We start from the raw sequence: 21,923 nt of genomic DNA on the forward strand, positions 1-21,923 counted from the left end.
CGCGAGTTAAAGTGGCCGCTACGACCGCTCTTGACCTGGCCAAGGTCCGCAATATTGGGATCATGGCCCATATCGACGCGGGCAAGACCACCACGACCGAGCGCATCCTGTTCTACACCGGTATCAACTACAAGATCGGTGAGGTCCACGAGGGCGCTGCCACGATGGACTGGATGGAGCAGGAGCAGGAGCGCGGCATCACGATCACGTCTGCCGCGACCACCTGTGAGTGGATCGGTCACACCATCAACATCATCGACACTCCGGGTCACGTCGACTTCACCATCGAGGTGGAGCGTTCGCTCCGCGTCCTGGACGGTGCGGTTGCCGTGTTCGACGGCGTCGCGGGTGTCGAGCCGCAGTCGGAGACGGTGTGGCGCCAGGCTGACCGCTACGAAGTTCCCCGGATCTGCTTCGTCAACAAGATGGACCGGGTCGGTGCGGAGTTCCACCGCTGCGTCGAGATGATGGTCAGCCGCCTGGGTGCGACCCCGGCTGTGATCCAGCTTCCGTGGGGCGTTGAGGCCGACTTCAAGGGCGTCATCGACCTCATCAAGATGAAGGGTCTCATCTGGAGCGCCGAGGCCGCCAAGGGCGAGATGTACGACACCGTCGACATCCCGGCCGACCACGCCGAGGCCGCTCGCGAGTGGCGGGACCGTCTCATCGAGACCGTCGCCGAGAACGACGACGAGCTGATGGAGCTCTTCCTCGAGGGCCAGGAGCCCACCGAGGAGCAGCTGGTCGCGGCCATCCGCCGCGCCACGCTGGCCAGCGCCATCAACCCGGTGCTCTGCGGCACCGCGTTCAAGAACAAGGGCGTGCAGCCCCTGCTCGACGCGATCGTCGCCTACCTCCCCGCCCCGACCGACATCCCGGCCTTCAAGGGCCACGCGGTCGGCAAGGAGGACCAGGTGATCGAGCGTCACGCGGACCCGACGGAGCCGTTCTCCGCTCTGGCCTTCAAGATCGCCAGCGACCCCCACTTGGGCAAGCTCACGTACATCCGCATCTACTCGGGCACGCTCGAGACCGGTTCACAGGTCGTCAACTCTGTGAAGGGTAAGAAGGAGCGGATCGGCAAGATCTACCAGATGCACGCCAACAAGCGCGAAGAGCGCCCGACGGCCATCGCCGGTCAGATCGTCGCGGTCATGGGTCTGAAGGACACCACGACCGGTGACACCCTGTCCGACCCGTCGAACCAGGTCGTGCTCGAGTCGATGACGTTCCCGGCTCCGGTCATCAACGTCGCCATCGAGCCCAAGACCAAGGGCGACCAGGAGAAGCTGTCGACCGCGATCCAGCGTCTGGCCGAGGAGGACCCGTCCTTCCAGGTCCGCAGGGACGAGGAGACCGGCCAGACGGTCATCTGGGGCATGGGCGAGCTTCACCTGGAGATCCTCGTCGACCGTATGCGTCGCGAGTTCAAGGTCGAGGCCAACGTCGGTCGTCCGCAGGTGGCCTACCGCGAGACCATCCGCCGCAAGGTGGAGAAGCTCGACTACACCCACAAGAAGCAGACCGGTGGTTCCGGCCAGTTCGCGCGGGTGATCATCAACCTCGAGCCGCTGGGCGAAGGCAACGACGGCTACGAGTTCGAGAACAAGGTCACGGGCGGCCGCGTCCCGAGGGAGTACATCCCCTCGGTCGATGCGGGTGCTCAGGAGGCCGCCGAGTTCGGCGTGCTGGCCGGCTACCCGATGGTGGGCGTGAAGGTGACGCTGATCGACGGTGCCGCGCACGACGTCGACTCCTCGGAGATGGCGTTCAAGATCGCCGGCTCGATGGCCTTCAAGGAGGCCGCGCGCAAGGCCGACGCAGTGCTTCTCGAGCCGATGATGGCCGTTGAGGTCACCACGCCCGAGGACTACATGGGTGACGTCATCGGTGACCTCAACGGTCGCCGCGGGCAGATCCAGGCGATGGACGAGCGGGCCGGCGCCCGTGTCGTCCAGGCGCTCGTGCCGCTGTCTGAGATGTTCGGCTACGTGGGCGACCTTCGTAGCAAGACGCAGGGGCGCGCGAGCTACAGCATGCAGTTCGACTCCTACGCAGAGGTGCCTCCGGGCATCGCCAAGGAGATCGTCGCGAAGGCCCGGGGCGAGTAGCTTCTGGTCCGATCCCGCGAGGGATCGGGCCAGGACTTCTGTCCTGGTCCCTGGTGGGGTGGTGAGAGCCACCCCGCCGCCAAGGGGTTCGGGAGTTCCCGGGCCCGAGTGTGTAGACGAAAGTCAGTCAGATTCTCAAGGAGAGAACCAGTGGCTAAGGCCAAGTTCGAGCGGACCAAGCCGCACATGAACATCGGCACCATTGGGCACATCGACCACGGCAAGACCACGCTGACCGCGGCGATCACCAAGGTGCTCCACGACCGTTTCCCCGAGCTGAACAAGGCGACCCCGTTCGACAAGATCGACAAGGCGCCCGAGGAGAAGGCTCGCGGCATCACGATCTCGATCGCGCACGTCGAGTACCAGACGGAGAAGCGTCACTACGCGCACGTTGACTGCCCGGGTCACGCGGACTACGTCAAGAACATGATCACCGGTGCCGCGCAGATGGACGGCGCCATCCTCGTGGTCGCCGCTACCGACGGCCCGATGCCGCAGACGAAGGAGCACGTCCTCCTGGCCCGCCAGGTCGGCGTCCCCTACATCGTCGTGGCCCTCAACAAGGCCGACATGGTGGACGACGAGGAGATCCTCGAGCTCGTCGAGCTGGAGGTCCGTGAGCTCCTGTCCGCTCAGGAGTTCCCCGGCGACGACCTGCCGGTCGTCCGCGTCTCCGCGCTCAAGGCTCTCGAGGGCGACGAGAAGTGGGCCGACAGCATCGTCGAGCTGATGAACGCCGTGGACGAGAACGTTCCTGAGCCGCCGCGTGAGACGGACAAGCCGTTCCTCATGCCGGTCGAGGACGTCTTCTCGATCACCGGTCGCGGCACGGTCGTCACCGGCCGTATCGAGCGCGGTGTCGTCAAGGTCAACGAGCAGGTCGACATCATCGGCATCAAGACGGAGAAGACGACCACCACCGTCACCAGCATCGAGATGTTCAACAAGATGCTCGACGAGGGTCACGCCGGTGACAACGCCGCCCTGCTGCTCCGCGGCATCAAGCGCGACGAGGTCGAGCGCGGCCAGTGCATCATCAAGCCGGGCACCACGACCCCGCACACCGAGTTCACCGGCCAGGTCTACATCCTGTCCAAGGACGAGGGCGGCCGCCACACGCCGTTCTTCAACAACTACCGCCCGCAGTTCTACTTCCGTACGACTGACGTGACCGGTGTCGTGCACCTCCCTGAGGGCACCGAGATGGTCATGCCGGGCGACAACACCGAGATGCGCGTTGAGCTGATCCAGCCCATCGCCATGGAGGAAGGCCTCAAGTTCGCGATCCGTGAGGGTGGCCGCACCGTCGGCGCCGGCCGGGTCGTGAAGATCATCAAGTAGCTAGACCGTCGGGGCGGCGGTCGGCCCCGAACCTCGGGTCCGACCGTCGCACCACGTAAGAGCCCCGCGCAAAGCGCCGTGATCCAGCAGTAGCTTCGGCCTCGTGACCGAAGTCACTGCCGGATCACGGAAGAAAAGGCAGATCGACTACGTCTGCCTCGTGGGGTCAAGCAGGCTCTGGCCTGCACCAGCACAGCGGCAACAGGCCGCACGATACTTTTTCAGACGACAGCGAAGGACACCGAGGCCACTATGGCGGGACAGAAGATCCGCATCCGGCTTAAGGCCTATGACCACGAGGTCATCGATAGCTCGGCCAAGAAGATCGTCGAGACGGTGACGCGGACTGGCGCGAAGGTCGCGGGCCCGGTGCCGCTGCCGACCGAGAAGAACGTGTACTGCGTCATCCGCTCGCCGCACAAGTACAAGGACAGCCGCGAGCACTTCGAGATGCGCACGCACAAGCGGCTGATTGACATCATCGACCCGACCCCCAAGACGGTTGACTCGCTCATGCGTCTCGACCTCCCCGCGGGTGTCGACATTTCGATCAAGCTCTGAGGGAACGCACTGACATGGCTAAGACGATCAAGGGCGTCCTGGGCAAGAAGCTCGGCATGACCCAGGTCTTCGACGCGGACAACCGGATGGTTCCGGTGACCGTGGTCGAGGCCGGTCCGTGCGTGGTGACCCGCGTCCGCACCGCCGACAAGGACGGCTACTCCGCCATCCAGCTCGGCTTCGGGCAGGTCGACCCCCGGAAGGTCAACAAGCCGCTCGGCGACTACCTGCGCAAGCACGACATCACCCCGCGCCGTTACTTCGCGGAGATCCGCACCGACGACGCGAGCGACTACACCCTGGGCCAGGAGCTGCTGGCCGACACCTTCGAGGCCGGCCAGTTCGTCGACGTGACGGGCAAGAGCAAGGGCAAGGGCTTCGCCGGTGTCATGAAGCGGCACGGCTTCGGTGGTCTGGGCGCGTCGCACGGTACGCAGCGCAAGCACCGCTCGCCGGGTTCCATCGGTGGCTGCGCCACCCCGGGCCGCGTTTTCAAGGGTCTGCGCATGGCTGGCCGGATGGGTAACGTCCGCACCACTGTGCAGAGCCTCAAGGTTCACTCCGTGGACGCCGAGAAGGGTCTCATCCTGATCAAGGGTGCGATCCCCGGCGCCAACGGCAGCCTGGTCCTCGTCCGTACCGCTGCCAAGAAGGGGGCATCCAAGTGAGCACCACTATTGACGTCCTCGACCCCAGCGGGGCGAAGACCGGCACGGTTGACCTGCCTGAGGACATCTTCGGGACCAAGGTCAACGTTCCGCTGATCCACCAGGTGGTCGTGGCCCAGCTCGCCGCTCGCCGGCAGGGCACTCACAAGGCCAAGAACCGTGGTGAGGTCTCCGGCGGCGGCAAGAAGCCGTACCGCCAGAAGGGCACCGGCCGCGCCCGTCAGGGCTCGACCCGCGCGCCGCAGTTCGCCGGCGGTGGCACCGTCCACGGTCCAGTGCCGCGTGACTACTCGCAGCGCACGCCCAAGAAGATGAAGGCCGCCGCGCTGCGCGGCGCCCTGTCCGACCGCGCGAGCGGCGGCCGCGTCCACGTGGTCAGCTCCCTGGTCCCGGGGGAGACCCCCAAGACCAAGGCGGCGCTCGAGGCGCTGCGCAAGGTCACGCAGGCTCCGCGGGTGCTCGTCGTGGTCGACGAGGCCGACGAGCTGACGTGGCTGAGCCTGCGCAACGCCCCTGAGGTCCACCTGCTGGACGCGGGGCAGCTCAACACGTACGACGTGCTCGTGTCCGACGACGTGGTCTTCACCCAGGAGGCGTACGACCAGGTCGTCGCTCGGCTTTCCGCGACGGCGGCGTCCAGCAAGGGAGAAGAGGCCTGATGGAGAAGATCGCCGACCCGCGTGACGTCATCATCAAGCCGGTCGTCTCTGAGAAGAGCTACGGCCTGATCGACGAGCACAACAAGTACACGTTCCTGGTGAAGAAGACCGCGAACAAGACCGAGGTCAAGATCGCTGTTGAGCAGATCTTCGGGGTCAAGGTCACCGACGTGAACACGATCAACCGGCAGGGCAAGCGCAAGCGCACCCGTACCGGCTACGGCAAGCGTCCCGACACCAAGCGCGCGATCGTGAGCCTGGTCGAGGGCGATCGGATCGACATCTTCGGTCAGATCGGCTAGCAGCCATAGAAGTGAGCGCCGGCCGCAGGGCTTGCGCGGGGAGAGACCGTCGCACTTCGGTGCGGCGGGCTCACCCATGTAACCGACGAAGGATGAACGAAAAAGATGGGCATCCGTAAGTACAAGCCGACCACTCCGGGTCGCCGCGGATCGAGTGTCTCGGACTTCTCCGAGATCACCCGCAGCGAGCCCGAGAAGTCGTTGCTTGCGCCCCTTCACGGTAAGGGCGGCCGCAACGTACACGGCCGAGTCACCGCGCGCCACCAGGGCGGCGGTCACAAGCGCGCCTACCGGATCATTGACTTCCGTAGGCATGACAAGGACGGCATTCCGGCCAAGGTCGCTCACATCGAGTACGACCCCAACCGCACCGCCAATATCGCTCTGCTCCACTACGCCGACGGCGAGAAGCGCTACATCATCGCGCCGACGGGCCTCAAGCAGGGCGACCGTATCGAGAACGGCCCCGCGGCCGACATCAAGCCGGGCAACTGCCTGCCGCTGCGCAACATCCCGACCGGTACCTTCATCCACGCGGTGGAGCTCCGTCCGGGCGGCGGCGCCAAGCTCGGTCGTAGCGCGGGCGCCCAGATCCAGCTGCTCGCCAAGGAAGGCCAGTACGCCACCCTGCGTATGCCGTCCGGTGAGATGCGCATGGTCGACGTGCGCTGCCGGGCGACGGTGGGCCAGGTCGGCAACGCCGAGCAGGCCAACATCAACTGGGGCAAGGCCGGCCGCATGCGGTGGAAGGGCAAGCGCCCCACCGTCCGCGGTGTCGCGATGAACCCCGTCGACCACCCGCACGGTGGTGGTGAGGGCAAGACCTCCGGCGGTCGCCACCCGGTGAACCCGAAGGGCAAGCCCGAGGGCCGCACCCGCCAGGCCAACAAGTCCAGCGACCGGCTGATCATCCGTCGTCGGAGCAAGAGGAAGAAGCGGTAGGAGCAGCCGAAATGCCACGTAGCCTTAAGAAGGGTCCCTTCGTGGACGACCACCTCGCCAAGAAGGTGGACGCCCAGAACGAGAAGGGCACCAAGAACGTCATCAAGACGTGGTCGCGGCGCTCCATGATCGTTCCTGACATGCTCGGGCACACGATCGCCGTGCACGACGGCCGCAAGCACGTCCCGGTGTTCATCACCGAGTCCATGATCGGCCACAAGCTCGGAGAGTTCGCCCCCACGCGGACGTTCCGCAGCCACGTCAAGGAAGACCGCCGCAGCCGGCGGTAAGCGTCCCGGAAGTAGGAGAAAGCGATGGAAGCCAGGGCTCAGGCGCGGTTCGTCCGTGTCACGCCCCAGAAGGCCCGCCGCGTGGTGGACCTCATTCGCGGGCTGCCCGCTTCGGAGGCGCAGGCCGTGCTGCAGTTCGCTCCCCAGTCGGCGAGCGAGCCGATCTACAAGGTGCTCAGCAGCGCGATGGCGAACGCGGAGCACAACTTCGACCTCGACCCGCAGACGCTCGTCGTCAGCCGGGCGTGGGTCGACGAGGGCCCGACGCTGAAGCGGTTCCGCCCGCGTGCACAGGGTCGCGCCTATCGGATCAACAAGCGGACGAGCCACATCACTGTGATCGTGGAGTCCCGCGAGCCGAAGGGAAGGACCCGATAGTGGGCCAGAAGGTTAACCCGCACGGGTTCCGCCTCGGCATCACGACCGACTTCAAGAGCCGGTGGTACGCCGACAAGCTGTACAAGTCGTACGTCGCCGAGGACGTGGCGATCCGCCGCATGCTGCAGAAGGGCATGGAGCGGGCCGGCATCTCCAAGGTCGAGATCGAGCGCACCACGGACCGCGTACAGGTGGACATCCACACCGCGCGTCCCGGCATCGTGATCGGCCGGCGCGGCGCCGAGGCGGACCGTATCCGTGGCGACCTGGAGAAGCTGACCAAGAAGCAGGTCCAGCTCAACATCCTCGAGGTCAAGAACCCGGAGATCGACGCGCAGCTCGTCGCGCAGGGCGTGGCCGAGCAGCTGTCCAGCCGTGTCTCGTTCCGCCGTGCCATGCGCAAGGCGATGCAGTCGGCCATGAAGTCCGGCGCCAAGGGCATCCGTGTCCAGTGCGCGGGTCGTCTGGGCGGCGCCGAGATGTCGAGGTCGGAGTTCTACCGCGAGGGCCGGGTGCCGCTGCACACGCTCCGCGCGGACATCGACTACGGCTTCTACGAGGCCCGTACGACCTTCGGCCGCATCGGCGTGAAGGTCTGGATCTACAAGGGCGAGGCTCCGACCAGCCGCGCCGAGCGCGAGGCGGCTGCCGCCGGCGCTCGTGCCGGCCAGCGTCGCGAGCGTGACGACCGTCGTGGTGGCGGTGAGCGTCCCCGTCGTGGTGGCGACCGCCCGCGTCGTGGCGGCCGCGCCCCCCGCACCGAGGCGGCCTCCCAGGCTGCCCCCGAGACCGGCCCGGCCGCGCAGCCGGGTGCTGAAGGGAGCTGACCATGCTGATCCCGCGCAGGGTCAAGCACCGCAAGCAGCACCGGCCTGACCGCAGCGGAGCCGCCAAGGGCGGCACCAGGGTCGTGTTCGGCGAGTTCGGCATTCAGGCGATTGAGCACTCCTACGTGACCAACCGCCAGATCGAGTCCGCTCGTATCGCCATGACCCGTCACATCCGCCGTGGCGGCAAGGTGTGGATCAACATCTACCCCGACCGCCCCCTCACCAAGAAGCCCGCCGAGACCCGCATGGGTTCCGGTAAGGGCTCGCCGGAGTGGTGGATCGCCAACGTCAAGCCCGGACGCGTGATGTTCGAGCTGTCCGGCGTGGCGGAGTCGGTGGCGCGTGAGGCGCTCACCAGGGCGATTCACAAGCTCCCGATGAAGTGCAAGATCGTTAAGCGTGAAGTGGGTGAGGCGTGATGGCTAAGGGCCTGACCGCCGGCGAGCTGCGAGTGGAGGACCAGGACACCCTGGTCCAGAAGCTCAAGGAGGCCAAGGAGGAGCTGTTCAACCTCCGCTTCCAGGCGGCGACCGGTCAGTTGGAGAGCCACGGGCGGCTGCGTGCCGTCCGCCGCGAGATCGCCCGTATCTACACCGTGATGCGCGAGCGTGAGCTCGGCATCGTCACGGTCGAGAAGGAGACGAGCGATGGCTGAGACTGAGACCACTGAGAACACCACCGAGAACGCGCGGAACTTCCGCAAGGTCCGTGAGGGCCTGGTCGTCAGCGACAAGATGGACAAGACCGTCGTCGTCGCCGTCGAGGACCGCGTGAAGCACCGCCTGTACGGCAAGGTCATCCGCCGTACGACCAAGTACAAGGCGCACGACGAGGCCAACGCCTGCGGCGTCGGCGACCGCGTGCTGCTCATGGAGACCCGCCCCCTCTCCGCCACCAAGCGGTGGAGGGTCGTGGAGATCCTCGAGAAGGCCAAGTAACCCTTCTCGGATATACCGCGCCTCGTGGGGGCTCTCAGAGCCCCCATGACGGCGTCCAAGGACGCGGGGCCACCAGGTCCCGCGTCGCCTGCGGTGCGGCCCTCTGAGAGGGCTGTGGCCGGGGGAACAAGACAACGACGGGTTCCGCCAGGCTCAGAAATGAGAACCGGCGCGACTAACAGGAGTTCAACGTGATCCAGCAGGAGTCGCGGCTCAAGGTCGCCGACAACACGGGCGCAAAGGAGATCCTTTGCATCCGTGTTCTCGGTGGCTCGGGCCGACGCTACGCCGGTATCGGCGACGTCATCGTCGCCACTGTCAAGGACGCGCTGCCGGGCAGCACTGGCGTCAAGAAGGGCGACGTGGTCAAGGCCGTCATCGTCCGCACTGTCAAGGAGCGCCGCCGGCCCGACGGCTCCTACATCCGCTTCGACGAGAACGCCGCCGTCATCATCAAGGACAGCGGTGACCCTCGCGGCACTCGTATCTTCGGCCCGGTCGGCCGCGAGCTGCGCGACAAGAAGTTCATGCGCATCATCTCGCTCGCCCCGGAGGTGTTGTAATGCCGAAGTCGTTGCATGTGAAGAAGGGTGACCTCGTTCAGGTCATCGCCGGCAAGGACCGGGGTGCCAAGGGCCGTGTGATCGCCACTCTCCCGCGCGAGGACCGCGTGGTGGTCGAGGGCGTCAACATGATCAAGAAGCACTCGAAGGAGACCCACCAGGGTCCGCGCGGCGCCAAGACCGGCGGCGTGCAGACCATGGAGGGCCCGATCCACGTCTCGAACGTGAAGAAGCTCAAGGACGAGAAGCCCGCCGACAAGAAGGCCGACGAGAAGACGGCCGACGAGAAGACGGGTGAGGACAGCTGATGACCGCCACGACCACTGAGACCGAGCGCCCGACGCCGCGACTCAAGACGAAGTACCGCGAAGAGATCGCGCAGCAGCTTCGCGAGCAGTTCGGCATCGAGAACGTCATGCAGATCCCGGCCCTGACCAAGATCAAGGTCAACATGGGCGTGGGCGAGGCGGCTCGTGACTCGAAGCTCATCGAGGGCGCCGTTCGCGACCTCACCGCGATCACCGGCCAGAAGCCGGCCGTCGTCCGGGCGCGCAAGTCCATCGCGCAGTTCAAGCTGCGTGAGGGCATGCCGATCGGCGCGCACGTCACGCTGCGCGGCGACCGCATGTGGGAGTTCCTCGACCGGCTGCTGGCGCTGGCGCTGCCCCGTATCAGGGACTTCCGCGGCCTGTCGCCCAAGCAGTTCGACGGCAACGGCAACTACACGTTCGGTCTGACCGAGCAGGTCATGTTCCACGAGGTCGACCAGGACAAGGTCGACCGGCCGCGGGGCATGGACATCACGATCGTGACCACCGCGACGAACGACGAACAGGGCCGGGCGCTGCTGAAGCTCCTCGGGTTCCCCTTCAAGGAGGCCTGATCCAGATGGCGAAGAAGTCGCTGATCGCCAAGGCGGGGCGCAAGCAGAAGTTCGAGGTCCGGGCCTACACCCGGTGCTCGCGTTGTGGCCGGCCGCGCGCCGTCTACCGCAAGTTCGGGCTCTGCCGCGTGTGCTTCCGCGAGATGGCGCACCGGGGCGAGCTGCCCGGCATCACCAAGTCCAGCTGGTAGATACCCTAAGGGGCGGCCCTGCGTCGCCCCACCGTACATATCAGAAGAAGATCAGGACGCGCTTGCGTCCGTGACCGCGCCGAAGGTCCACCGGCAGAGCACGGAGAGGTAGCCGAAGCGGACGCTGAGGGATGCGAAGCAGACCTCAGGGTGCAAGCTGAGGCGGACTCGACCATCAGCAGTGCTTGGCCGACTGGAAACCGCGGCGAGGAAGGCCACTGGCCATCATGACGATGACCGACCCGATTGCAGACATGTTGACACGTCTGCGCAACGCGAACTCGGCGTACCACGACAGCGTGTCGATGCCGTATTCGAAGATCAAGGCGCACATCGCCGAGATCCTCCAGCAGGAGGGCTACATCCAGGCCTGGACCGTCGAAGACGCCAAGGTCGGGAAGAACCTCGTGGTGGAGCTCAAGTTCGGGCCCACCCGTGAGCGGTCGCTCGCGGGCCTGCGCCGGGTTTCCAAGCCCGGTCTGCGGGTTTATGCGAAGAAGGACAACCTGCCTCGAGTCCTGGGCGGACTGGGCGTCGCGATCATCTCGACGTCCCACGGCCTCATGACCGACAAGCAGGCCGGCAAGCGTGGTGTGGGCGGGGAAGTCCTCGCCTACGTCTGGTAGAGGGGAGGAACACAGCATGTCGCGTATCGGACGGCTGCCCATCCCTGTGCCCAGCGGCGTAGACATCACGATCGACGGCCAGGATGTCCAGGTCAAGGGCCCGAAGGGCACGCTCACTCACACGGTCGCCGAGCCCATCAAGGTGGCTCGGGACGACGACGGCGCCATCGCCGTCACCCGGCCCAGCGACGAGAACAAGGTGCGTGCGCTGCACGGCCTGTCCAGGACGCTGATCGCCAACATGGTGCAGGGCGTCACCCAGGGGTACTCGAAGTCCCTGGAGATCGTCGGCGTCGGTTACCGCGTTCAGGCCAAGGGCCCGACGCAGCTGGAGTTCTCGCTGGGCTTCAGTCACCCGGTCATCGTCGACGCCCCCGAGGGCGTCTCCTTCCGCGTCGAGAAGCCGACCCTGTTCCACGTGGACGGCATCGACAAGCAGAAGGTCGGCGAGGTCGCCGCCAACATCCGCAAGTTGCGCAAGCCTGACCCGTACAAGGGCAAGGGCGTGCGTTACCAGGGCGAACAGATCCGCCGCAAGGTCGGAAAGGCTGGTAAGTAGGCATGGCTCCGAAGACTGCGTTCAGCAAGCACACGGCTGCCCGCACCGTCTCGCGGGCCCGCCGTCACCGCCGCGTCCGCAAGAACGTCGTCGGCACGACCGCGCGCCCGCGCCTGGTCGTCAACCGCTCGACCCGTCACATATTCGTCCAGATCGTGGACGACACCGTCGGCCACACGCTGGTGAGCGCGTCCACCATGGACCCCTCGCTGCGCGCGCTGGAGGCGGACAAGACCGAGAAGGCCAAGAAGGTCGGCGAGCTCCTCGCTCAGCGGGCCAAGGAAGCCGGGATCACGGCGGTCGTCTTCGACCGCGGTGGAAACCGCTACGCCGGGCGCATCGCCGCTCTGGCGGACAGCGCCCGCGAAGGCGGGCTCGAGTTCTGATGACCGCAATTGAGATGAGGAACCACTGATGGCTGCAGCTCCGCGTCGCGGTGGCGGCACCGGTGGCGAGCGGCGGGACCGTCGTGACGATCGCCGCGGTGGCGCCGCCGACAAGGGCGTCTCGTACATCGAGCGCGTAGTGAAGATCAACCGAGTGGCCAAGGTCGTGAAGGGTGGTCGTCGCTTCAGCTTCACCGCCCTCGTCGTCGTCGGTGACGGCAACGGCCTGGTCGGCGTCGGCTATGGCAAGGCCAAGGAAGTCCCCGCCGCCATCGCCAAGGGCGTCGAGGAAGCGAAGAAGCACTTCTTCAAGGTGCCGCGCATCCAGGGCACCATTCCGCACACCGTGCAGGGCGAGGAGGCGGCCGGCGTCGTCTTCCTGCGTCCGGCCTCGGCCGGTACCGGCGTCATCGCCGGTGGCCCGGTGCGTGCGGTGCTGGAGTGTGCCGGTATCCACGACGTGCTGTCCAAGTCGCTCGGCTCGGACAACCCGATCAACATCGTGCACGCCACCGTGGCGGCTCTGAAGGGCCTTTCCCGGCCCGAGGAGATCGCCGCCCGCCGTGGCCTGCCGATCGAGGACGTGGCTCCGGCCCGGATGCTCAAGGCTCAGCGCGAGGGCATCGCGGAAGCCGCGGCCGCGAAGGCGGTGAGCTAGTCATGGCACGCCTGAAGATCACTCAGGTTCGCTCGAAGATCGGTGGCAAGCAGAACCAGCGTGACTCGCTGCGTTCGCTTGGCCTGAAGCGAATCGGCGATGTCGTCGTCAAGGAGGACCGGCCCGAGATTCGCGGGATGGTCTCCGTGGTGACGCACCTCGTCGAGGTGGAAGAGGTCGACTAGTCATGACTGACAAGGCTCCGCTCAAGATTCACGACCTCCGTCCTGCTCCGGGCGCCAACAAGGCCAAGGTCCGCAAGGGCCGTGGCGAGGCGTCGAAGGGCAAGACGGCCGGTCGCGGCACCAAGGGCAGCCACGCCCGCACGTCGGTCCCCCTCGGTTTCGAGGGTGGCCAGGTGCCGCTGCAGAGGCGTCTGCCGAAGCTCAAGGGCTTCTCCAACGCCCTGTTCAAGACGACCTACCAGGTCGTCAACCTCGACAAGCTCGGCGAGCTGTTCCCCGATGGTGGCGAGGTCACCGTCGAGGCGCTGGTCGCCAAGGGTGCTGTTCGCAAGAACCAGCTCGTCAAGGTGCTCGGCACCGGCGAGATCTCGGTCGCGGTGAACGTGCAGGCTCACGCCTTCTCGTCCGCCGCGAAGGAGAAGATCGCCGCCGCCGGTGGCTCCGTTACCGAGCTGTAGCAACGCTATGACGAGGCGTGGGGGCTCTGACAATGGGCCCCCACGCCCGTAGTGCGTTAGAGTTCGCAGACGGCAGGCTTCTGTCCGGCTCGTTTGACAATGAGACTCAGATGGCAGATTCCCGCACCATCGCCGCATACTCACATCGCCTTATAGGCGCGCAGGAGGGACCGTGCTGACCGCGTTTACCCGGGCGTTCCGGACGCCGGACCTGCGCAAGAAGTTGCTCTTCACCCTGGGCATCATCGCGCTTTTCCGTCTCGGCTCGGTTCTTCCGACTCCGGGAGTTCACGTACAGAATCTGGCGGCCTGTTTCAATCAGGCGCGCGCTGATCAAGACACCGGCAACATCTACGGGATGGTGCAGCTGTTCAGCGGCGGCGCCCTCCTGAAACTTTCAGTGTTCGCGCTCGGCATCATGCCGTACATCACCGCGAGCATCATTCTCCAGCTGCTCGTCGTCGTGATTCCGCGCCTCGAGGCGCTGAAGAAGGAAGGCCAGTCCGGCCAGACAAAGATCACGCAGTACACGCGTTATCTGACCATCGGACTCGCGGTCCTGCAGTCGACGGCGTTCATCGCCCTGGCCCGCACCGGCCAGCTCTTCCCGAACTGCCAGCAGGACGTCCTGCTCGACCCCGACAACATCTTCGGCATCGTCACGATGGTGGTCATCATGACGGCCGGCACGTCCGTCATCATGTGGCTGGGCGAGCTGATCACCGACCGGGGCGTCGGCAACGGCATGTCGATTCTGATCTTCACCCAGATCGTCGCGGTCTTCCCGTCCGAGCTGGCCAACATCTTCCAGGCCAACAAGTTCACCTTCGCGGTCGTCATGGTGGTCGGCGTCTTCATGATCGCCGCGGTGGTCTTCGTCGAGCAGGGGCAGCGGCGCATCCCGGTTCAATACGCCAAGCGGATGGTCGGCCGCAGGATGTACGGCGGCACGTCCACCTACATCCCGCTCAAGGTCAACCAGGCCGGCATCATCCCGGTCATCTTCGCCTCCTCACTGCTCTACCTCCCGCAGCTGTTCACCTCGCTCTTCCAGACCAGTGACAACGTGGTGATCCGGTGGATCTCCCAGAACCTGGCCACGGGCGACACCCCGATCTACATGGCCACGTTCTTCGCGTTGATCATCTTCTTCACGTACTTCTACGTGTCGATTACGTTCAACCCCACCGAAGTCGCCGACAACATGAAGAAGTACGGTGGGTTCATTCCGGGCATCCGCCCCGGCAGGCCGACGGCTGAATACCTGAACTTCGTGCTCACCCGTCTGACCACACCGGGCGCGATCTATCTGGGTCTGATCTCCATGGTCCCGATCGTCGCGCTGGCGGTGGCCGGTGCGAGCCAGAACTTCCCGTTCGGAGGGACGAGCATTCTGATCATGGTAGGCGTCGGACTGGACACCGTTAAGCAGGTCGAGAGCCAGCTTCAGCAGCGTAATTACGAAGGCTTCCTGCGGTAGTGCGTCTCGTTCTGGTCGGGCCCCCCGGAGCGGGTAAGGGGACACAGGCCCAGTACATCGCATCGAACCTGTCCATCCCGAAGATCTCGACAGGTGACATCTTCCATGCCAACGTCTCGGGGGGCACGGATCTTGGCAAGCTGGCCAAGACATATATGGACCGTGGCGACCTGGTGCCCGACGAGGTCACCATCGCCATGGTCCGCGATCGGCTCTCGGAGTCCGACGCGCAGGACGGTTTCCTGCTCGACGGGTTCCCGCGGAATGTCGCGCAGGCCGAGATCCTGCGCGACATGCTCAAGGACTGGGGCCAGGCGCTGGACCTCGTCCTCGAGCTCGTCGTCGTGGACGACGACGAGGTGGTCAGGCGGCTGGCCGGCCGGCGCACGTGCAGCCAGTGCGGCCGCATCTGGCACGTCGAGTTCGACGACAAGAAGGACGACAGGTGCGACGCGTGCGGGGGCGCGCTGTTCCAGCGGGACGACGACAAGGAGGAGACCGTACGGCACCGCCTGGAGGTTTACCAGGAGCAGACGGCGCCGCTGGTCTCGTACTACGCCGACGAGGGCATCCTCGTGGGGGTCGACGCGACCGGACCGGTCGAGGAGGTCACCCAGCGAGCCATGGAGGCGATCCGCCCGTTCATGGGCTAGCTGCGGCGGCACCGATGTGCGGAGGTGGCACGGGATTCCGTGCCACCTCGCGGCTATTGTGGGGGAATTGGGCCCCCAAGTGGCCCGTTGAGTGACCCAGGGGGGCATTACATGTTCAAGAGGAACCGCCACGGAATCCAGATCAAGTCACCGGAGCAGCTCGAGAAGATGCGAGCCGCCGGACTGGTGGTCGGACGCACGCTCGACCTGCTGAAGCGCTCGGTCGAGCCCGGCATGACGCCGCTCGACCTCGACTCCATCGCCGAGAAGGCGATCAGGGACGAAGGCGCGATTCCGTCGTTCAAGGGTTACCAGGGCTTTCCCGCGACGATCTGCGCGTCGGTGAACGACGAGGTGGTGCACGGCATCCCGACCGACGCCCGCAAGCTGCGCGAGGGCGACATCATCTCAATCGACTGCGGCGCCATCCTCGACGGCTGGCACGGAGACTCCGCGGTCACGGTCCCTGTCGGTGAGGTGGATCCCAAGCTCACGGAGCTCATGCGCATCACGGAAGAGTCCATGTGGCGCGGCATCGCGGCGCTGCGGCCCGGCCGCCACCTGTCCGACATCGGCCACGAGATCGAGCGGTACGTCAAGTCGCAAGGCCGTTTCGGCATCCCTCCGGAGTACGGCGGCCACGGCATCGGCACCGAGATGCACATGGATCCGTGGATCGCCAACCACGGCCGGCCCGGGCGTGGCCCGGTGCTGGAGGAGGGCATGTGCCTGGCCGTCGAGCCGATGGTCAACCTGGGCACGGAGCGGACGCGCGTGCTGGCCGACGACTGGACCGTGGTCACGATCGACGGCAAGGCCTCCGCACACTTCGAACACAGCGTTGCGGTGACACATAATGGTCCATGGGTGCTAACCGCCCTAGACGGGGGCAAGGAGCGCCTTACTCAACTGCAGACCTAGCCGTAGCCGGGAGTGGGCGGGATGGCGAACAGCCCCGAAATGCGAGCATCCGACTCCGACCGCGACCGGGTGGCCGCCATCCTTCGCGAGCACACCGCGCAGGGCCGCATCACGATGGACGAGTTCAACGAGCGGCTCGAACAGCTCTACCAGAGCAAGACCTACGGCGAACTCGCCAAGCTGACGTCCGACCTGCCCGACGTGGACCTGCGCAACCGGCCCGCGAAGACGGCGAAAGCCATCGAGAGCAAAGACGGCATGCATTCGGGCATGAAGGCGGCCTGGGGCGCCTGGGCCATGGCCAGCGGGATCAACTGGGTCATCTGGCTGATCGTCAGCATCTCGTCGGACGGCGGGGTCTATCCGTGGCCGCTGTGGGTGATGGGGCCCTGGGGCGTGATTTTGCTGGTGAGCACCATTTTCGGGAGCAACCAGCCGAAGAGAAACTAGGGCAGTGTGCAGTAGTGCACTGTGTGGATTCCTGCGCAGTACGGATAAGAGCGACTTCCTAACGTGAGCGGTGTCAGGAACACGACTCACGGAGGAATCCACATGCGTAAGGTCCTCGCAGCCGCCGCCCTCGCCGGTTCGATCGCCGTCACCGGCCTCGCCGTCGCCGCCCCCGCCGCCCAGGCGGCCACCGCGACCCAGACCGCCGCCTCGACGGCAACGTCGATGGGCACCTGGGGCAAGTACCACTCCAGCAACCATAAGGCCTACACCTACGGCAAGACCTGGAAGCAGAACGGCAAGGTCTACACGAAGTGGTACGGCAAGGAGTTCACGCCGAAGCACGGCTACGTGTGGTTCAAGTACTACTCCGGCGGTAGCTGGCACACGTTCTCCCGCGAGTGGAACGGGTCGTACAGCGAGACCTGGTCCAAGCACGGGATCAAGAAGCTGTACACCTACACCTGCTGGGGCGGCAAGTTCACGGCCTGCGGCTCCGCGCACCGCATCTACTAGTCCATCCCATGGTCGCGAGGCACCGCACTGCCCTGAGAGCCCTACCCCCCGGAAGGCCCGCCGAGTTCTCTCCCTCGGCGGGCCTTCCGTTGTGCGCGTCGGGGCCGATGAACCTGCGGTACACTATGACGTGGTTGTGTCAGGACATCTGGCACGCGTTTTCGCGTTTTCAAGCCAGGTGTCGTACACTCCTTAGTCGGCTCACTATGACTATCACGCGTCGGCGGTCCTTGCCGATCGTCGCTCTCTTCGAAGCGTGAAGGTCGCGGCTGCGTAGTGAACCGGAGCCTCAGACGACCGATCAGTGAAACGCGAGGAATTTTGGCCAAGAAAGACGGCGCCATCGAGATCGAGGGCACTGTGGTCGAATCGCTCCCGAACGCCATGTTCCGGGTGCAGCTCGACAACGGCCATAAGGTCCTGGCCCACATCAGCGGACGGATGCGGATGCACTACATCCGGATCCTTCCAGACGACCGGGTAGTCGTTGAACTGAGCCCCTACGACCTCAGTCGTGGGCGGATCGTCTACCGATACAAGTAAGAACGTCTGAGGACACAAAGGACAATGAAGGTAAAGCCGAGCGTCAAGAAGATCTGCGACAAGTGCAAGGTGATCCGCCGGCACGGTCGCGTCATGGTGATCTGCGACAACCTGCGCCACAAGCAGCGCCAGGGCTAGTCGCCGCAAGGCTTCTCCGAGTCCGCCCCGCGAGGGAGCGGACTCGACGCATGAGAAGCCTGCAACAGTTAGCGCGTTTCACACCCGGGCAGGCAGGCCTTTTCCGAAGGACCTGAACCACTCGGAAGACCCCCGGTCGGAGGCCGGGGCCCTCACCCCGGGCATTGGGGAGGGGCAGTGAGGCGCAAGACCTCCGCCACAAAGAAGGAGAATGCCCGACCATGGCTCGCCTGGTTGGCGTCGACCTCCCCCGCGACAAGCGGCTGGAGATCGCTCTCACCTACATCTACGGAATCGGCCGCACCCGCGCCCAGGAGATCCTCCAGGCCACCGGTGTCAGCGGCGACCTCCGGGTCCACCAGCTCTCCGACACCGAGCTCGTCCCGATGCGTGACTACATCGAGGCGAACTTCAAGATCGAGGGTGACCTGCGCCGCGAGGTCCAGGCCGACATTCGTCGCAAGATCGAAATCGGTTGCTACCAGGGCATCCGGCACCGCAAGGGCCTGCCCGTGCACGGTCAGCGCACGCAGACCAACGCGCGCACCCGTAAGGGCAAGAAGAAGACCGTCGCCGGCAAGAAGAAGCCCGGTAAGAAGTAGTCCTCGCAGCCGCGGGATCGAAGACCTCAGGAGTAATGGCAAACAATGCCTCCTAAGAGCCGTCAGGGCGCCCCGAAGAAGGTGCGCCGCAAGGAGAAGAAGAACGTCGCTCATGGGCACGCCCACATCAAGAGCACGTTCAACAACACGATCGTTTCGATCACCGACCCGAACGGGAACGTGATCTCCTGGGCCAGCGCCGGCCACGTGGGTTTCAAGGGCTCCCGTAAGTCCACCCCGTTCGCCGCTCAGATGGCCGCGGAGAACGCCGCTCGCCGCGCCATGGAGCACGGCATGCGCAAGGTCGACGTCTTCGTCAAGGGTCCCGGCTCCGGCCGTGAGACCGCGATCCGCTCGCTGCAGGCCACCGGCCTCGAGGTGGGTTCGATCCAGGACGTCACGCCGGTTCCGCACAACGGTTGCCGCCCTCCCAAGCGTCGCCGCGTCTGAATCCCAGGAGATAGAGAGAAATGGCTCGTTACACGGGCGCGGACTGCAAGCTCTGCCGTCGCGAGAAGACCAAGCTCTTCCTCAAGGGCAGCAAGTGCGAGTCCGCCAAGTGCCCCATCGAGATCCGTCCTTACCCGCCGGGTGAGCACGGCCGCGGACGCCCCAAGGAGTCCGAGTACCAGCTTCAGCTTCGTGAGAAGCAGAAGACCCGCCGCATCTACGGCGTCCTCGAGAAGCAGTTCCGCAACTACTACGAGGAGGCCGCGGGCAAGAGCGGCAAGTCGGGTGAGGTGCTGCTCCAGATCCTGGAGACCCGTCTCGACAACGTCGTCTACCGCGCCGGGTTCGCGCAGTCGCGTGACGCCGCTCGCCAGCAGGTGCGCCACGGCCACATCCTGGTGAACGGCAAGAAGGTGGACATTCCGTCCTACCGCGTTCGCGAGCACGACATCATCGAGGTCCGCGAGAACAAGCGCAACCTGCTGCCCTACGAGGTCGCTCGGGCGACCGCGGGCGAGCGCACTGTTCCGGCGTGGCTCGGCGTCGTGCCGGACAAGCTTCGCGTCCTGGTTCACCAGCTGCCGGTTCGCCAGCAGATCGACACCCAGGTGCAAGAGCAGCTCATCGTCGAGTACTACTCGAAGTGAGCCTTGGTCGAGGTGCGGATTTCCGCACCTCGACTACGCTTTATATCGGAGTGGCGTCATATAGCGGGCGCCACACGAAAAAGGGGAGAACCCGCACATGCTGATCGCTCAGCGTCCGACTCTTCTCGAAGAGTCGATCGACGACACCCGGTCCCGATTCGTCATCGAGCCGCTGGAGCCGGGCTTCGGCTACACCATCGGCAACTCGCTGCGCCGCACGCTGCTGTCGTCCATTCCGGGCGCGGCCGTGACGAGCATCCGCATCGAGGGCGTGCTGCACGAGTTCTCGACCGTTCCCGGGGTCAAGGAAGACGTCACCGACATCATCCTCAACCTCAAGGAACTGGTCGTCTCCTCCGAGCACGACGAGCCGGTCGTGATGTACCTGCGCAAGCAGGGCCCGGGCGAGGTCACCGCCGCCGACATCGCGCCGCCGGCCGGTGTCGAGGTGCACAACCCCGAGCTGCGCATCGCCACGCTCAACGGCAAGGCGAAGCTGGAGATGGAGCTGACCGTCGAGCGCGGCCGGGGCTACGTCTCCGCCGCGCAGAACAAGCAGCCCGGTCAGGAGATCGGCCGCATTCCGATCGACTCGATCTACTCGCCGGTGCTCAAGGTCACCTACAAGGTCGAGGCGACCCGAGTCGAGCAGCGTACCGACTTCGACCGCCTCATCCTCGACGTCGAGACCAAGCCGGCCATGAAGCCCCGCGACGCGGTGGCCTCCGCCGGTAAGACCCTCGTCGAGCTCTTCGGCCTGGCCCGTGAGCTCAACGTCGAGGCCGAGGGCATCGACATCGGCCCGTCGCCGACCGACGCCGCCCTGGCGGCCGACCTCGCGCTGCCGATCGAGGAGCTCAACCTCACCGTCCGGTCGTACAACTGCCTCAAGCGCGAGGGCATCCACACCGTGGGTGAGCTCGTGGCGCGCAGCGAGCAGGACCTCCTCGACATCCGCAACTTCGGTGCGAAGTCGATCGAAGAGGTCAAGCAGAAGCTGCACGAGATGTCGCTGGCGCTCAAGGACTCCCCGCCCGGGTTCGACCCGAGCGCGGTGGCCGGTGGCGGCTATGACGACGACGACAGCGCTTACGTCGAGACGGAGCAGTACTAGACACGTCCCGCTTGTAGCGTCTCCGCGCCTTTCGGAGGGCTGAGGTCCTGTGGAGAAGGGGATCGGCGAGAGATCGCCGGTCCTCGGTCTCCGGGGCTGAGGTCCTTGGGGAGGGAGAGCCGGTGAGAGATCGCCGGTCCTCGGTCTCGGGGAGGTTCCGGAAGGGGCCTTCCTGGGCGTGGGAGGGGTGTGCGGGTGAAAGTAACGGTGTCGCGCGTCCGCGGCGCCGGCCCGACTCCGGTACCTGGTACGGCCGGGGCGGGTTAATCCACAAGGAGAGATGAAATGCCCAAGCCCACCAAGGGTGCACGTCTTGGCGGCAGCCCGGCGCACGAGCGGCTGATCCTGGCCAACCTGGCCACCGATCTGTTCCGCCATGGCAAGATCCGTACGACGGTCACGAAGGCCAAGCGCCTGCGTCCGCTGGCGGAGCGCCTGATCACCAAGGCGAAGAAGGGCGACATCCACAACCGTCGCCAGGTCCTGACCGTCGTCAAGGACAAGGGCGTCGTGCACCACCTCTTCACCGAGATCGCGACGACGTTCGCCGAGCGTCCCGGTGGCTACACCCGCATCACCAAGATCGGTGCGCGTAAGGGCGACAACGCCCCGATGGCGGTCATCGAGCTGGTGACCGAGCCGCTGAACGCCGTCACCACCCGCCGCACCGAGGCTCCGGCCGCCGCCGCGGCGCCCGCGGAGGAGACCGAGGCGCCCAAGGCCGAGGAAGCCAAGGCCGAGGCCGCGGAGGCTCCTGAGGCCGCCGCCGAGGAGACCCCGGCCGCCGAGGCTGAGGCGAAGAAGGACGAGGCCTGATCTCAGGCTGTATGCATCGGGCCCGGACCCCCAACGGGGGGTTCGGGCCCTTTTCGGTTAG

The 21,923-nt window shown here is 65.7% G+C and carries 35 protein-coding genes; all 35 read left to right on the forward strand.

Annotated features, from left to right (window positions below):
* Positions 1 to 62 precede the first annotated feature (62 nt).
* The 35 genes from fusA (at position 63) to rplQ (ending at position 21,862) form a co-directional block, all read left to right on the forward strand.
* Entirely contained in the window at positions 63 to 2,111 is a 2,049-nt protein-coding gene (fusA, locus tag EDD27_RS49015; RefSeq protein WP_241564652.1) for an elongation factor G, read from the forward strand.
* Between the two features lie 150 nt (positions 2,112 to 2,261).
* Entirely contained in the window at positions 2,262 to 3,455 is a 1,194-nt protein-coding gene (tuf, locus tag EDD27_RS49020; RefSeq protein WP_127939586.1) for an elongation factor Tu, read from the forward strand.
* Between the two features lie 252 nt (positions 3,456 to 3,707).
* Complete coding sequence (gene rpsJ, locus EDD27_RS49025) at positions 3,708 to 4,016, forward strand: 30S ribosomal protein S10 (RefSeq protein ID WP_012887830.1); 309 nt, start codon at positions 3,708 to 3,710, stop codon at positions 4,014 to 4,016.
* 14 nt (positions 4,017 to 4,030) lie between these two features.
* Positions 4,031 to 4,684 carry a 50S ribosomal protein L3 gene (gene rplC, locus EDD27_RS49030; protein ID WP_127939587.1) on the forward strand — a complete coding sequence of 218 codons (654 nt, stop codon included), beginning with the start codon at positions 4,031 to 4,033 and terminating at the stop codon, positions 4,682 to 4,684.
* Positions 4,681 to 5,343 (forward strand): 50S ribosomal protein L4, encoded by a 663-nt coding sequence (gene rplD, locus EDD27_RS49035; RefSeq protein ID WP_127939588.1) that lies wholly within the window; start codon positions 4,681 to 4,683, stop codon positions 5,341 to 5,343. The genes rplC and rplD overlap by 4 nt, the downstream gene beginning before the upstream one ends.
* The gene (gene rplW / locus EDD27_RS49040; RefSeq protein ID WP_127939589.1) at positions 5,343 to 5,645 is read left to right on the forward strand and encodes a 50S ribosomal protein L23; all 303 of its coding nucleotides are present in this window, start codon (positions 5,343 to 5,345) and stop codon (positions 5,643 to 5,645) included. The genes rplD and rplW overlap by 1 nt, the downstream gene beginning before the upstream one ends.
* A 105-nt stretch (positions 5,646 to 5,750) precedes the next feature.
* Positions 5,751 to 6,587, forward strand: coding sequence for a 50S ribosomal protein L2 (gene rplB / locus EDD27_RS49045; RefSeq protein WP_127939590.1), 837 nt, complete (start codon positions 5,751 to 5,753; stop codon positions 6,585 to 6,587).
* Positions 6,588 to 6,598: 11 nt separating this feature from the next.
* Positions 6,599 to 6,877, forward strand: coding sequence for a 30S ribosomal protein S19 (gene rpsS, locus EDD27_RS49050; protein ID WP_127939591.1), 279 nt, complete (start codon positions 6,599 to 6,601; stop codon positions 6,875 to 6,877).
* Between the two features lie 24 nt (positions 6,878 to 6,901).
* Positions 6,902 to 7,255 (forward strand): 50S ribosomal protein L22, encoded by a 354-nt coding sequence (gene rplV, locus EDD27_RS49055; RefSeq protein WP_020542306.1) that lies wholly within the window; start codon positions 6,902 to 6,904, stop codon positions 7,253 to 7,255.
* On the forward strand, positions 7,255 to 8,082 hold the full coding sequence (gene rpsC, locus EDD27_RS49060) for a 30S ribosomal protein S3 (protein WP_127939592.1): 828 nt from the start codon (positions 7,255 to 7,257) through the stop codon (positions 8,080 to 8,082). Before rplV ends, rpsC begins: the two co-directional genes overlap by 1 nt.
* A gap of 2 nt (positions 8,083 to 8,084) precedes the next feature.
* A complete protein-coding gene (gene rplP / locus EDD27_RS49065) occupies positions 8,085 to 8,504 on the forward strand; it encodes a 50S ribosomal protein L16 (RefSeq protein WP_106253402.1) in 420 nt (139 codons plus the stop codon).
* Entirely contained in the window at positions 8,504 to 8,740 is a 237-nt protein-coding gene (gene rpmC, locus EDD27_RS49070; protein ID WP_080047279.1) for a 50S ribosomal protein L29, read from the forward strand. The genes rplP and rpmC overlap by 1 nt, the downstream gene beginning before the upstream one ends.
* Positions 8,733 to 9,023 carry a 30S ribosomal protein S17 gene (gene rpsQ / locus EDD27_RS49075; RefSeq protein WP_127939593.1) on the forward strand — a complete coding sequence of 97 codons (291 nt, stop codon included), beginning with the start codon at positions 8,733 to 8,735 and terminating at the stop codon, positions 9,021 to 9,023. Before rpmC ends, rpsQ begins: the two co-directional genes overlap by 8 nt.
* Before the next feature lie 191 nt (positions 9,024 to 9,214).
* A complete protein-coding gene (gene rplN / locus EDD27_RS49080) occupies positions 9,215 to 9,586 on the forward strand; it encodes a 50S ribosomal protein L14 (RefSeq protein WP_026214151.1) in 372 nt (123 codons plus the stop codon).
* Positions 9,586 to 9,894, forward strand: coding sequence for a 50S ribosomal protein L24 (gene rplX, locus EDD27_RS49085; RefSeq protein WP_127939594.1), 309 nt, complete (start codon positions 9,586 to 9,588; stop codon positions 9,892 to 9,894). Before rplN ends, rplX begins: the two co-directional genes overlap by 1 nt.
* The gene (rplE, locus tag EDD27_RS49090) at positions 9,894 to 10,469 is read left to right on the forward strand and encodes a 50S ribosomal protein L5 (protein ID WP_127939595.1); all 576 of its coding nucleotides are present in this window, start codon (positions 9,894 to 9,896) and stop codon (positions 10,467 to 10,469) included. Before rplX ends, rplE begins: the two co-directional genes overlap by 1 nt.
* A gap of 5 nt (positions 10,470 to 10,474) precedes the next feature.
* Complete coding sequence (locus tag EDD27_RS49095; protein WP_020542298.1) at positions 10,475 to 10,660, forward strand: type Z 30S ribosomal protein S14; 186 nt, start codon at positions 10,475 to 10,477, stop codon at positions 10,658 to 10,660.
* A 227-nt stretch (positions 10,661 to 10,887) separates the two neighbouring features.
* Complete coding sequence (gene rpsH / locus EDD27_RS49100; RefSeq protein WP_020542297.1) at positions 10,888 to 11,286, forward strand: 30S ribosomal protein S8; 399 nt, start codon at positions 10,888 to 10,890, stop codon at positions 11,284 to 11,286.
* Positions 11,287 to 11,302: 16 nt separating this feature from the next.
* Complete coding sequence (gene rplF, locus EDD27_RS49105; RefSeq protein ID WP_127939596.1) at positions 11,303 to 11,845, forward strand: 50S ribosomal protein L6; 543 nt, start codon at positions 11,303 to 11,305, stop codon at positions 11,843 to 11,845.
* A gap of 2 nt (positions 11,846 to 11,847) precedes the next feature.
* A complete protein-coding gene (rplR, locus tag EDD27_RS49110; protein ID WP_127939597.1) occupies positions 11,848 to 12,231 on the forward strand; it encodes a 50S ribosomal protein L18 in 384 nt (127 codons plus the stop codon).
* 28 nt (positions 12,232 to 12,259) lie between these two features.
* Positions 12,260 to 12,889 carry a 30S ribosomal protein S5 gene (rpsE, locus tag EDD27_RS49115; RefSeq protein ID WP_049572667.1) on the forward strand — a complete coding sequence of 210 codons (630 nt, stop codon included), beginning with the start codon at positions 12,260 to 12,262 and terminating at the stop codon, positions 12,887 to 12,889.
* Between the two features lie 2 nt (positions 12,890 to 12,891).
* On the forward strand, positions 12,892 to 13,074 hold the full coding sequence (gene rpmD / locus EDD27_RS49120; RefSeq protein ID WP_080043226.1) for a 50S ribosomal protein L30: 183 nt from the start codon (positions 12,892 to 12,894) through the stop codon (positions 13,072 to 13,074).
* A gap of 2 nt (positions 13,075 to 13,076) precedes the next feature.
* The gene (gene rplO, locus EDD27_RS49125; RefSeq protein WP_127939598.1) at positions 13,077 to 13,532 is read left to right on the forward strand and encodes a 50S ribosomal protein L15; all 456 of its coding nucleotides are present in this window, start codon (positions 13,077 to 13,079) and stop codon (positions 13,530 to 13,532) included.
* Positions 13,533 to 13,704: 172 nt separating this feature from the next.
* Positions 13,705 to 15,012 (forward strand): preprotein translocase subunit SecY, encoded by a 1,308-nt coding sequence (gene secY / locus EDD27_RS49130; protein ID WP_127939599.1) that lies wholly within the window; start codon positions 13,705 to 13,707, stop codon positions 15,010 to 15,012.
* Positions 15,012 to 15,665 carry an adenylate kinase gene (locus tag EDD27_RS49135; RefSeq protein WP_127939600.1) on the forward strand — a complete coding sequence of 218 codons (654 nt, stop codon included), beginning with the start codon at positions 15,012 to 15,014 and terminating at the stop codon, positions 15,663 to 15,665. Before secY ends, EDD27_RS49135 begins: the two co-directional genes overlap by 1 nt.
* 111 nt (positions 15,666 to 15,776) lie before the next feature.
* Positions 15,777 to 16,586 (forward strand): type I methionyl aminopeptidase, encoded by an 810-nt coding sequence (map, locus tag EDD27_RS49140; protein ID WP_127939601.1) that lies wholly within the window; start codon positions 15,777 to 15,779, stop codon positions 16,584 to 16,586.
* 21 nt (positions 16,587 to 16,607) lie between these two features.
* The gene (locus EDD27_RS49145; RefSeq protein WP_127939602.1) at positions 16,608 to 17,036 is read left to right on the forward strand and encodes a DUF1707 SHOCT-like domain-containing protein; all 429 of its coding nucleotides are present in this window, start codon (positions 16,608 to 16,610) and stop codon (positions 17,034 to 17,036) included.
* Between the two features lie 102 nt (positions 17,037 to 17,138).
* On the forward strand, positions 17,139 to 17,552 hold the full coding sequence (locus EDD27_RS49150; RefSeq protein WP_127939603.1) for a hypothetical protein: 414 nt from the start codon (positions 17,139 to 17,141) through the stop codon (positions 17,550 to 17,552).
* Between the two features lie 321 nt (positions 17,553 to 17,873).
* Positions 17,874 to 18,095 carry a translation initiation factor IF-1 gene (gene infA, locus EDD27_RS49155; RefSeq protein WP_012887858.1) on the forward strand — a complete coding sequence of 74 codons (222 nt, stop codon included), beginning with the start codon at positions 17,874 to 17,876 and terminating at the stop codon, positions 18,093 to 18,095.
* 24 nt (positions 18,096 to 18,119) lie between these two features.
* Positions 18,120 to 18,233, forward strand: coding sequence for a 50S ribosomal protein L36 (gene rpmJ / locus EDD27_RS49160; RefSeq protein WP_003956441.1), 114 nt, complete (start codon positions 18,120 to 18,122; stop codon positions 18,231 to 18,233).
* Between the two features lie 221 nt (positions 18,234 to 18,454).
* Complete coding sequence (rpsM, locus tag EDD27_RS49165; protein WP_043623489.1) at positions 18,455 to 18,835, forward strand: 30S ribosomal protein S13; 381 nt, start codon at positions 18,455 to 18,457, stop codon at positions 18,833 to 18,835.
* A 45-nt stretch (positions 18,836 to 18,880) separates the two neighbouring features.
* Entirely contained in the window at positions 18,881 to 19,285 is a 405-nt protein-coding gene (rpsK, locus tag EDD27_RS49170) for a 30S ribosomal protein S11 (RefSeq protein WP_020542285.1), read from the forward strand.
* 20 nt (positions 19,286 to 19,305) lie between these two features.
* The gene (gene rpsD, locus EDD27_RS49175; RefSeq protein WP_127939604.1) at positions 19,306 to 19,932 is read left to right on the forward strand and encodes a 30S ribosomal protein S4; all 627 of its coding nucleotides are present in this window, start codon (positions 19,306 to 19,308) and stop codon (positions 19,930 to 19,932) included.
* Between the two features lie 97 nt (positions 19,933 to 20,029).
* Positions 20,030 to 21,046 carry a DNA-directed RNA polymerase subunit alpha gene (locus EDD27_RS49180; protein WP_103960866.1) on the forward strand — a complete coding sequence of 339 codons (1,017 nt, stop codon included), beginning with the start codon at positions 20,030 to 20,032 and terminating at the stop codon, positions 21,044 to 21,046.
* Positions 21,047 to 21,331: 285 nt separating this feature from the next.
* A complete protein-coding gene (gene rplQ / locus EDD27_RS49185; RefSeq protein WP_127939605.1) occupies positions 21,332 to 21,862 on the forward strand; it encodes a 50S ribosomal protein L17 in 531 nt (176 codons plus the stop codon).
* Positions 21,863 to 21,923 lie beyond the last annotated feature (61 nt).

This window comes from Nonomuraea polychroma (assembly GCF_004011505.1).
Lineage (GTDB): Bacteria > Actinomycetota > Actinomycetes > Streptosporangiales > Streptosporangiaceae > Nonomuraea > Nonomuraea polychroma.